General features: G+C 45.8%; 1 protein-coding gene. It reads left to right on the top strand.

Annotation, left to right across the window (positions count from 1 at the left end):
* Nucleotides 1-15: 15 nt before the first annotated feature.
* The gene (locus CVV77_RS03630; RefSeq protein ID WP_100274669.1) at nt 16-12819 is read left to right on the top strand and encodes an SDR family NAD(P)-dependent oxidoreductase; all 12804 of its coding nucleotides are present in this window, start codon (nt 16-18) and stop codon (nt 12817-12819) included.
* Nucleotides 12820-12879: the final 60 nt, after the last annotated feature.

The following is a 12879-nucleotide window of genomic DNA, read 5'->3' as shown; positions in this document are numbered from 1 at the left end:
GAGAGGAGTGGGAAAATGATAACTGAACAACTGCACATTTCATTAAATAATCCGATCATGTCCAACCATAAGGTATATGGACAAGCGTTATTACCCGGCCTTGCTTATATCGATTTGATCTATCAAGTATTCCAAGAACATGGTTTCTCATACCAAGAGCTTGAATTAAAAAACCTGACCATTTTTTACCCTTTGACCGCAGACGAATCGCATGACATCGCCCTGACCATTCACGCGTCTGAAAGCAAGGAGGGGACATGGTCCATCATCATCGACGGACAAAAACAGCATGGCGAGTCGCTAACGGACAAAAGACAATATGTGACGGCTGAAATGCGTCGTAAAGAACGGACTGCTTTTGCCGAAACCATAAACCTTAATCAGTGGAAAAGTACAGCTGACAGGATTCTGAATTTAGATGATCTGTATGAACAATGCCGCTCTCAACAATTAGTTCATACAGGCATGATGAAGGCAGAAGGGCAGATTTATGAAACCAAAGAGGGTGCTTTAATTGATCTATCTGTCGGACAGGAAGCATTGCTTCATTCTGAGGCGTTTCTGTTTCACCCGACTCTCATTGACGGCAGCGGCATAGGTTCAAGCTGCCTGCTCTCAGGACAAACGATGTATCTTCCATTGTGTTATGAATCGTTTTCAGCTTCAGAACGATTACAAAAAGGATGTACAGCCCGGATCCTCTCTTCATCTGTGCGCCAGAAGAAAGAACTCACTTATATGACGGTTGAATATTTTAATTCCTCCGGACAAAAAGTGGCCGAGCTGAAACAGTTTGCAGGCAAGTCTGTACGGGAAGGGTCAGCCTTTCATTCGGCCAAAGAAATTCAAGAAGAAAGACATGCTGTCTCTCAGAATACCGGTCTGGACTATACTGCATTTGAAACGTATTTGCGACAATTGCTTGCTGAACAGCTTGAAAGGCCGGCAGAACAAATGGATATCCACGCTGGATACTATGAGCTTGGGATGGATTCACCATCTTTGCTTAAAGTAGTTCAGGAGATAGGGGCTAAGATTGGAGCGGATCTTTCGCCAACGCTGCTGTTTGAATATACAACGATTGCAGAACTAGCTGCGCATCTTGCTGAACACTATTCAATGGGAGAGGCGGACGAAACAGTCCGCCAGTCTCCTAAACCAATGCAGGATTCTTCAGACGCCGCTCCCTCTTTACGAGAATTTGGGGAAGATATCGCCATTATCGGAATGGCAGGCCGTTATCCTAAGGCAAAAAACATACAGGAATTTTGGGAAAATCTTAAGACAGGTACCGACTGCATCACGGAGATCCCAAACTCGCGCTGGGAATGGAAGGAAGACAATGGGCTGGATTCACCTTCGGGCAAGCCATTGTCAAAATGGGGCGGGTTTATCGAGGATGCTGATTGTTTTGATCCTCAATTTTTCAGGATTTCACCCCGTGAAGCGGAAACCATGGACCCTCAGGAACGCTTATTTTTAGAGACGTGCTGGGAAGCTATTGAAGATGCGGGGTATACACCAGAAACAATTGCTTCACCGCAGGGAGAAAATAAAAGGCAGCATGTCGGCGTATTTGCAGGTGTTATGCATAAGGACTACTCCCTTATAGGAGCGGAGGCTCTATCAGAACAAAATGCATTTCCTTTATCACTGAATTATGCGCAAATTGCCAACAGGGTCTCTTACTATTGTAATTTCCACGGTCCAAGCATGGCGGTGGATACAGTCTGCTCTTCTTCATTAACTGCGGTTCATCTGGCAATAGAGAGCATCCGGAATGGAGAATGTGAGGCCGCGCTTGCCGGAGGTGTTAATTTGTCACTGCATCCGGCTAAATATATCAGCTACGGCAGTGTGGGGATGCACTCAAGTGATGGCTATTGCCATACATTCGGCAAAGGTGGGGATGGCTACGTATCCGGAGAAGGTGTCGGAACAGTGCTGTTAAAGCCGCTGCGAAAAGCTGAACAGGACGGCGACCGGATCTATGCTGTCATCAAAGGCAGTGCAATTAATCATGTAGGAAAAGTAAGCGGAATTACAGTTCCGAGCCCGGTAGCTCAAGCTGATGTTATCGAAGCGTGTTTAGAGAAAACAGGAATTGATCCGCGCACCATCAGCTATGTTGAAGCCCATGGCACTGGCACCTCATTAGGGGATCCGATTGAAATACAAGGATTGGTGAAGGCTTTCAGCCGCAATACGCAGGACAAGCAATTCTGCTCAATCGGTTCTGTGAAATCAAATATTGGTCATGCCGAATCTGCAGCCGGCATCAGCGGTTTAACGAAGACTGTCCTGCAGCTGCATCATAAAACATTGGTGCCGTCATTACACTCAGAAGAGTTGAATCCATATTTGCAGCTCGATCAAACCCCGTTTTTTGTCCAGCATGAAACGAAAAAATGGGAGCAGCCATCATTGACAGAAAACGGGATGGACATCACATATCCCCGCCGTGCCGGTTTAAGTTCGTTTGGCGCTTCAGGATCAAATGCACATCTTATTTTGGAGGAATATATCCCGGCAGAGAGTTTTTCAGAGTCGGTTTTAGCGAAAAATGACCAAATAATGATTCCGTTGTCCGCGAGAAACAAAGACCGTCTGCAGGCTTATGCTCTAAAACTCCTTGATTTTCTTAGCGAGGATATCAATATTATAGCATTAGCTTATACATTGCAGGCAGGACGGGTGGAAATGGAGGAACGGGCAGCCTTCATCGTGAAGGACATAAAGGATTTAACTGCTAAACTTCGGGCGTTTGCAAATGGTGACAAAGAGATCGATGGCTGCTGGACCGGACAAGCCAAGGAGAATCAGGAGGCCGCCGGGCCAACATCGGAGAATGCGCTGAGAAACAACACGATAGCAGACAGCGAATTGAAGAAGATGGCGGAATCATGGGTTCAAGGAAAGCGGGTCATCTGGGATGAGCTATACGGTGATCGCAAGCCGCTTAAAATCAGTGTTCCGACATACCCATTTGCTAAGGAGCGCTACTGGATACCGGCTCCCGAAACAAAAAACAGCACAGTAGATCATACCTTACATCCGCTGGTGCACCGCAATACGTCAGACTTTACTGAGCAGCGCTTTAGCTCTGTTTTTACAGGCAAGGAATTTTTCCTATCTGATCATGTTGTGCAGGGACAAAAAATCTTGCCGGGTGTTGCTTATTTAGAAATGGCAAGGGAAGCAGCCGAAAAAGCTGCGGGGGATCTGGAAGGTGAACAAAGAGTTGTGTCGCTTAAGGACATCGTCTGGATTCGTCCTATCACGATAGGAAGTGAACCAAAAGAAATACATATTGGCCTTTATCCTGAGGATAACGGGGACATTTCCTTTGACATTTACAGCAGCTCTGAAAATAAAGAAGAAACCCCGATGATACACAGTCAAGGTCGTGCAGTCATTTCAGCTGAAGCGGACACTCCTGTTTTAGACCTTGCATCAATACAGACAGAATGCAGCCTGGATACAGTGACGTCAGAACAATGCTATACAGCGTTTCGAAAGATTGGGCTTGACTATGGCAAGGGCTATCAAGGGATTGAAAAAGTGCTTGTCGGACAAGATCGATTGCTTGCAAAAATCTCGTTACCTGCTTTTCTAAAAGACGGCAAGCAGCATTTTACGCTCCACCCGAGTTTGATGGATTCCGCCTTCCATGCCACGGTCGGTTTTATCGTTAGCTCAGTCAAAGCTGACGTGCAAGCCCATCAGCTGTCTCTCCCGTTTGCATTGCAGCAGCTTGACGTTTTCAGCCCGTGTCCTGAGGAGATTTGGTCTTATATTCGATACAGTTTAGACAGTAAAGCGGAGGACAAGGTCAGGAAGTACGATATTGATCTATGTGATGAGAACGGGAACGTTTGCGTTCGAATGAAGGGGGCTTCGATGCGAGCACTTGAGGGAGAACAGCAGACCAAACCTCAAGCAGCAGCTGATTCTCCGCTGACAGGGCATACAATGATGATCCCTGCCTGGGAACCGGTTTCTCCAAATGGTAAAGACAATGCTTCGTTTGTTGGGATGCAGGCTGTTTTATGCGGCGGTACTGAAGGTGAACGGATGTTAATAAAGCAGCATCATCCTCAGGTTTCATTTGTAGATATCCGGCCTGCAGATGACATTGCTGCAATAGCGGACAAGCTGCAAGCGTGCGGAGACATTGACCATGTATTGTGGATTGCCCCGTCACACCCAGAGAATATGGTTAGTGAGGGACAAGGAGAGGCTGTTCTTCAGGCATTTAAGCTTGTGAAGGCATGTCTTCAATTAGGCTATGGTGAGAAAAAGCTAGAATGGTCTTTTGTGACCGTCCAAGCGCAGCCGGTTACTCAACACGAGACAGTACATCCCGCTCATGCAAGCATTCATGGACTCGCCGGCACAATCGCTAAGGAATATCCGCATTGGAACATCCGTCTTCTTGATCTTGAAGAAGGTTGCACATGGCCGGTACATCAAATGTTTACGCTCCCTGCTGACCATCTTGGCCACACTTGGGCTTATCGGAATCAGCAATGGCATCAGCAGCAACTGATCCCATATCGCCATTCACCGTCAAATGACACGCTATATCGAACAGGCGGAGTATATGTGGTCATCGGAGGTGCCGGGTACATCGGGGAGGCATGGAGTGAGTACATGATCCGCCGCTATCAGGCGCAAATCGTTTGGATTGGACGCAGTCAAATCAATGATGCCATTCAGGCGAAAGTAGACCGTCTTTCCGAGCTTGGCCCTGAGCCTTACTATATTTCGGCCGATGCAGCGGACATGCATTCATTGCAGCAGGCTTATGATCAAGTGAAAAAGCGTCATCCTCACATTCACGGGATCGTCCACTCTGCAATGGTTTTATTTGAGCAAAGCCTGGAAAATATGACACTGGAAGAATTTGAAACCGGACTGGCGGCCAAGGTGGATGCCAGTGTCCGTACGGCTCAAGTGTTCCAACATGAACGTTTGGATTTTGTACTATTCTTCTCTTCGCTTGTAGCTCATATCAAAAACGTAAAGCAAAGCCATTATGCCTCTGGCTGTGCATTTGCAGATGCTTTTGCTCACCAGCTCTCCCAAAGCTGGGCTTGCCCTGTAAAAGTCATGAACTGGGGATATTGGGGTAACAGTGAAGCGGCCGAGGATGAACAATATGTACAGCTCATGAATCAAATTGGCTTAGGTTTAATTGAACCTGCGGAAGGTATGAAGGCGCTGGAAGCACTGCTTTCTGGGCCAGTCAGCCAAACGGCTTTCATTCATACGACAAAACCTGTCGCAGTCGAAGGTGTGAATCAGAATGAATTCATCACCCTTTATCCCGAGGACCCTTCAGCAGACGCTGAAAGCCTGAAGGAGCGCCTGCCGAAAACAGGACAAGTTCAAAGAGTTACACATGAAGAGTTGGACGATCTTCTTTACAGGTTGTTATTAGGCCAGCTGCAAACGGCCGGGCTGTTTGATGGTCATAGATTATCAGTTGAGCGCCTTCAACAATACAAGACTCGTGAATTTTATGAAAAATGGCTTCAGCAAAGCAGTGAATTTCTTCAGCAGCATGATTACCTTAAGAGAGATGGAGATTCATTGGTAATGAAGGATCAAGCAGAGGATATCGGGCTGCTTTGGCAAGAATGGAATGCGAAAAAAGAAAAATGGCTCAAAGACAGCAATACAAAGGCAATGGTTGTATTAGCAGAAACCATGCTGAAAGCATTACCGGATATTTTGACAGGGGAAGTGCCTGCCACAGATATCATGTTCCCGCATTCCTCAATGGAATTGGTGGAAGGCATTTATAAGCAAAACCAAGTGGCAGACTATTTTAATAAAGTGCTTGCCGATACGTTAATAGCTTACCTGAATGAACGGCTGAAGCATGATTCTGAGGCATCGATTCGCATTATGGAAATAGGCGCGGGCACAGGCGGCACGAGTGCCGGAATCTTTCAAAAACTGAAAGCCTATCAAAATCATATCGAAGAATACTGTTATACAGATCTGTCGAAAGCATTTTTGCTGCATGCAGAAAAGGAATATGGGGCGGAAAATCCGTACCTGACGTATCAGCTTTTTGACGTAGAAAAACCGATTGACAAGCAGGAGATCGAGGCTGGCGGCTATGATGTCGTCATTGCTGCTAATGTCCTTCATGCGACAAAAAATATCCGTCAAACCCTGCGGCATACAAAAGCAGTGATGAAAAACAACGGAATGCTGCTGCTGAATGAAATGGCGGGAAACAGCCTGTTCCCTCACATCACCTTTGGTCTCTTGGAAGGCTGGTGGCTGTATGAAGATCCTGCAGTGCGGATTCCCGGCTGCCCAGGCTTATATCCTAACAGCTGGAAAGCGGCACTAGAAAGCGAAGGCTTTGAATCTGTCTTCTTCCCGGCCGAAGCGGCCCATGATCTCAGTCACCAGATCGTTGCAGCCTCAAGCAATGGACTGGTTCGCCGTATGATGATGAAAAGTGTGGTCTCGCCAGAGAAGGATGTTTCCCCCGCGTCTAATAAAGAGCAAGCCTATACACAAAACATAGATACGCAGAAAGATGGACAATCAAATACTGCCGCTCTCAGAGAAAAAAGCACAGAATATATGAAAAAACTAATTGGAGAAACATTGAAAATTCCTGCAGGCAAGATTGAGTCATCTGAACCGCTTGAAAAGTACGGTATTGATTCTATCGTCGTTGTCCAGCTGACAAATACATTGCGTAAAGAATTTGACCATGTAAGCAGCACTTTATTTTTCGAGTATCAGACCATTGACGCGTTAGTGGAACACTTAATCAAAACAAAATCAGAAGCGCTCATGAAACTGACTGGTCTTGACCGTCAAGTTCAACAAAAGACACCAGCCGCAAGCAAAAATGAATCTTTACAAAAGTCTGGACAGGCCGCTAAAAGATCGCGGCGCTTTCGCAAGCTCGGCTTCAGCAGGGAGAAAGAAATGCCAACACACGCTCTTGCCAGCCGTGACGTTGCCGTTATCGGCATTTCCGGACGTTATCCTCAGGCTGAAACAGCAGAAGATTTTTGGAACAACTTAAAAGAAGGAAGAAATTGTATTGAGGAAATTCCGAAAGAACGCTGGGTTTGGAAAGCCTATTACGATAAAGAAAAAGGAAAAGAAGGGTCGATTTATACAAAATGGGGCGGATTTATCAAGGATATGGACAAGTTTGATCCTTTATTCTTTCAGATTTCTCCGCTCGAAGCAGAAAGAATGGACCCTCAGGAGCGATTATTTCTGCAAACCGCTTATGCAAGTATAGAAGATGCGGGATACACGCCTGACACGCTCTGTACAAGCAGAAAAATCGGCGTCTTTGCCGGAGTCATGAACAAAAATTATCCGACCGGCTACGGCTATTGGTCTATCGCCAACAGAATATCCTATTTGCTGAATTTCCAAGGCCCGAGTCTTGCCGTCGATACTGCCTGCTCATCCTCTCTGACAGCGATTCATTTAGCGCTGGAAAGCATTTATAGCGGATCGAGTGATTGCGCCATTGCCGGCGGTGTTAATTTAGTTGTCGATCCGGTCCATTATCAGAACTTATCTGTCATGAATATGCTCTCTGCAAGTGATACATGTAAATCATTCGGCGATGACGCAGATGGATTTGTCGACGGAGAAGGAGTAGGAGCTATTGTGTTAAAGCCGTTGCAGCAAGCAATAGCAGACGGCGACCATATTTACGGTGTGATAAAGGCCAGTGCGATTAACAGCGGAGGAAAAACGAATGGCTATACCGTTCCTAATCCTCATGCACAGGCACAGGTGATTAAAGAAGCGATTGAGCGCGCCAACATTCCTGCCCGAACCATCAGTTATGTGGAAGCGCACGGAACAGGCACCGCGTTAGGAGATCCGATTGAGATAGCGGGATTAACAAAAGCGTTTGAGGAAGATACGCAAGAGAAACAGTTTTGCGCGATTGGCTCCAGCAAGTCAAATATCGGCCATTGTGAAAGTGCAGCTGGAATCGCAGGGCTGACAAAAATACTTTTTCAGTTTAAATACGGCCAAATTGCGCCATCATTGCATTCTCAGCGATTGAATCCAAACATTGAATTCAACCATACGCCGTTTGTCGTTCAGCAGGATCTTGGTGAATGGAAGCGCCCGGTGATTGACGGGCAGGAGGTGCCGAGACGTGCCGGATTGAGCAGTTTTGGCGCCGGAGGGTCCAATGCCCATATGATCCTGGAAGAATATATTCCGAGAACAGAATCGCAAACTGCTGAAGCTCATCCTCCTGCGCTGATTGTGCTGTCAGCTAAAAACATGGAACGGCTTCAAGAAAAAGCGGAGCAGCTGCTCACAGCCATTCAAGAAAAAAGGTACAGCGAAACAGATCTGATCCGGATCGCCTATACCTTACAAACGGGCCGTGAAGCAATGGAGGAACGGCTGGGCTTTATAGCAGAATCATTAGAGGATCTTGAAAGAAAACTAAACGATTTTATCGAAAACAAAACAGACAGCCTCTACTTGGATCACATTGATGATAACAAAAAAGCATTAGCGGTCTTATCAGCTGATGAAGATACGGAAAAAATTATAGAGGCATGGATGAGTAAAGGGAAATACACGAAACTGCTGGATCTTTGGGTGAAAGGCTTGTCTTTTGACTGGGATAAGCTGTACGAAACCCATAAGCCGATCCGGATCAGTCTTCCGGCATATCCATTTGCAAAAGAACGTTACTGGGCACCAGGCACGGCAAAGGCCCCGGCGTCTATAGAACAGCATCGTGAACAGCAAACAGAAGAACATTTCGAGGTGATGACTTTTAAAGAAGTGTGGAAAGAAGAGCCTGCATCTCTCACATCGAAACGCTTCAAAACGCTCATCTGTTTTCTGACTGATAGAGAAAAACAAAACGCATTTGCTGCATCTGTGAAAAATGTTGATCAAGACACCAAGGTCATTTTTATTTCGCAGGGTGAGGTGTACAGCAAACAATCTCAAAACAGCTATCAGATTGTACGGCAACAACCCGCCACTTTTGAAAAAGCCTTCCAGAGCATTCAGGAAGAACATGGAGAGCCAGATGCAATCCTTTATATGTGGCCTGCGGAAGACGCGAGCTGTATAAAGGACCATTCCTTGATTGTCTATCTATTACAAGGTATGTCCGCGGCAAAGCTTCATCCTTCACGGCTTCTGCTGGCAGGACGTTTTGAAAATGGTCTTGACCGGAGCTATCTGGAATCATGGATTGGCTTCGAACGTTCACTCGGGCTTGTCCTTCCACATACAAAAGTGACTGGAATCTTTCAGCCGGCAGATCAAAAATCAATGGATGATTGGGCACGAAAGATCTGGACGGAATTACAGGCTTCAACTGAACAAACTGTTTTGTATCAGAATGGCAAACGATATGTAAGTCACATTGAACAGACAGCGATACAACCGAACAACAGCAAATTGAAGTCTGGCGGTACTTACCTGATTACAGGCGGTTTAGGAGGGCTCGGTTATTTATTCGCCAAGCATTTGGCTAAACACTATGCCGCAAACGTTATTTTGACAGGGCGGTCGCCTTTCAATGAAGAAAAGCAAAAGAAAATAAAAGAAGTAAAGGATCTAGGCGGCGAAGCCATGTATGCAGAAGCAGATGTCTCTGATCCTATCGCGATGGGAGACTGCGTGAAACGAGGGAAAGACCGATTCGGCGCTATAAATGGCGTTATTCATGCAGCAGGAGTCGAGAGCGATTCTGCTATTTTTGACAAAGAGATCGAAAGCTTCCGGCGCATCATTGAACCGAAAATCAACGGTACGATAGCGCTTGATGAATGGCTTAAAAATGAAAATCTTGATTTTGTTTGTTATTTTTCTTCATCTTCTGCGATTTTAGGAGATTTTGGCTGTTGTGATTATGCAATCGGGAATCGGTTCCAAATGGCTTATGCACAATACAGAAACGAGCTTCATAGCGGCAAAACGTTTGTCATCAACTGGCCTGTATGGAAAGATGGCGGAATGAAAATCGGTGATGAAGAAACAACTGATATGTATCTGAAATCTAGCGGCCAGCGCTTCTTAGAAGCGGATGAAGGCATCCGTATGTTTGAACACATCCTGTCTCAGCAGGATGCTCAGCATCTCGTGATAGCCGGCCAGCCCAGCCGGGTCAGCCGCTTTTTAGGAATGACTGAACCTATTCAGGAACCGGCCATTCAAGCCCCTGCTGCACAAGAAAAAAGGGACGAGATCAAAACGCTAAGCATTGAAAAGCGTTTAGAACACGATTTGAAAGAGCATATTCACGCATTACTTAAAATCTCAAAGGACAAGCTGAATTTGAACAAAAATTGGGCCGACTTCGGATTTGATTCGATCTATTTGGCTAAATTCTCGAATGTATTATCAAAGCATTTCAACATTGAAGTGACACCGGCTTTATTTTTTGGCTATTCGACTTTACAAGAATTGATCCGCTTCTTCTTAACGGATCACAAAGAGCTGATCGAAGCATTTTACCGGGATGATGCATCTGAGGCACAAAAGCCTTCTGAAGCTGATGCTCCTGTTTCTGTAGAACCAGAAACCAATAAAAAAAGCGTCCGGCAGTCTCACGCTGAGCCAATCGCCATTATCGGCATGAGCGGCAGGTTTCCTCAAGCTGATTCGGTTCATGAGCTATGGGACAATCTGAAAAACGGGAAAGATTGTATCTCTGAGATTCCGAAAGAACGCTGGGACTGGGGAAGAGCTAACAGAGATCCAGAAAAAGCAGTGCCGAGATGGGGCGCATTTTTGAAGGACATAGACCGGTTTGATCCGCTGTTTTTTCAAATATCGCCTAAAGAAGCTGAAAGCATGGATCCGCGCCAGCGCATTTTTCTAGAGGAAGCATGGCACACATTTGAAGACGCTGGCTATATGGGACATCGGATAAAAGGAAAATCCTGTGGTGTTTATGTAGGTGTGGAAGAAGGAGAATATGCGCATTTAACCGGAGATACGGATTACATTAATGGAACGCAAAACGCCACATTATCTGCGCGAATCGCATACGCATTAGATTTAAAAGGGCCTAATATGGCGTTGACAGCAGCATGTTCATCTGGACTTGTAGCGATTCATCAGGCGTGTTCAGCCCTGCGTCAAGGAGATTGTGAAATGGCTTTAGCCGGCGGCGTCAGCCTGAATATTTCTCAAATGTCTTTTGAGGCGCTGACAAGAGCCGAAATGCTTTCTCCGAACGGACAATGCAAAGTGTTTGACCAGGATGCCAATGGTTTGGTGCCAGGTGAAGCAGTAGCTGCTGTTCTCCTGAAACCATTATCAAAGGCAATTGAAGATAAAGATCATATTTATGGCTGCATAAAGGCCAGCGGTGTGAATTACGATGGCAAAACCAATGGCATTACTGCACCAAATCCTTTCAGCCAGGCGGAATTGATCGAAAACATTTATGAAAAAAATGAAATCAACCCGCTCGATATTCAATATGTGATGGCACACAGTACCGGCTCAAATCTTGGAGATCCGCTTGAGGTCCAAGCATTAACGAGCGTGTTCAGCAAATATACGAAGCAGAAGCAATTCTGCATGATGAGCTCGATTAAACCTTTAATCGGTCACACATTTGCAGCGTCAGGGGTGGTTGCTTTAATCAGTATGCTGATGGCAATGAAAAACCAGACCATTCCGGCTACTCATCACTGTGAATCGGACAACCCGTATATTCAGTTTAAAGAAAGCCCGTTCGTGCTTTGTAAAGAGAACCGTCCATGGATCAGGGAAAATCAGAAGCCGAGGATGGGAACAATCAGCACGACAGGAATCAGCGGCACCAATGCGCATGCAGTCATTGAAGAATACATCCCGGATGAGCAGCCGTTCACACAGCCACATAAAGAGCCGGCTGAATGTCCGCAGGTCATCGTGCTCTCAGCCCAAAATGACAATCGGCTTCAGGATGCTGTCAGCCGCATGATTGTGTATCTTGAGCAGAATCATAACCTTTCTTTACCTGATATTGCATATACACTTCAGGTGGGGAGAAAAGCCATGGAAGCAAGGCTCGCGATCGTTGTAAACAATCAGGAGCAATTGGTGCGAAAATTGAAGGAATATGCGGAAGCGATGAAGAATGGTGGGGTATCAGGCCAACAGGCATTCCTTTATACAGGACATACGGAAGGGATGTTAGAAGAACAAGATGAAGCTTTCCTGCAAGCTTTTGCAAAAGAGAGAAATTTGGAAAACATTGCGGAATGTTGGGTGAAAGGATATCAGATCCCTTGGGAACTCCTTCATGAAGGTGATGACGTTCGGATGCTCCCTTTACCTGGCTATCCATTTGCAAGGGAGCGATATTGGGTTTCATCAGGCAATCACCAATCAGAGTCCGTCAAACCGCATACACAAGACATGAAAACAGAGATTGACGAGCCAAATAGGAAGACACACATTCAAAAGATCATTGTTCAATTTTTAGCACGAGAGTTGGGCATATCTGAGGATCGAATCAATTTCAAAAGAAACTTTCTGGATTATGGGATGGATTCAATTCTTGGCCGAAAATTGATGCGTCATATCGAAAAAACCACGCAGATGAAGATGACTGGCCGGGAAATCCTTGAATGTCAGACTGTCCAAGCTCTATCCGCTCATTTGGCCTCGAAAGCGGAAAGACACAATCAAAGCGCGGCAGCACATCAAACAAAGGGCACGTATACAGACGAACAGATCATCGGATTAATGCAAGAGGTGGCGCAAGGAAAATTGGATTTTAAGAGTGTGCAAAACATCATAGAAGGGAGTAAATCGTATGAATCATAAAGAAATTCTCGATGCCTTCAGATCAGGAGAATTAACCATTACTGAGGTAGAAGAACATCT

Origin of the sequence: Bacillus sp. SN1 (assembly GCF_002796895.1) — a bacterium.
GTDB lineage: Bacteria > Bacillota > Bacilli > Bacillales > Bacillaceae > Bacillus > Bacillus inaquosorum.
This window is presented reverse-complemented; position numbering and strand designations above follow the sequence as displayed.

Excerpts from the sequence above, each read along its gene's own strand:
- CVV77_RS03630 (WP_100274669.1), top strand. The coding sequence starts at position 16 with ATGATAACTGAACAACTGCACATTTCATTAAATAATCCGATCATGTCC.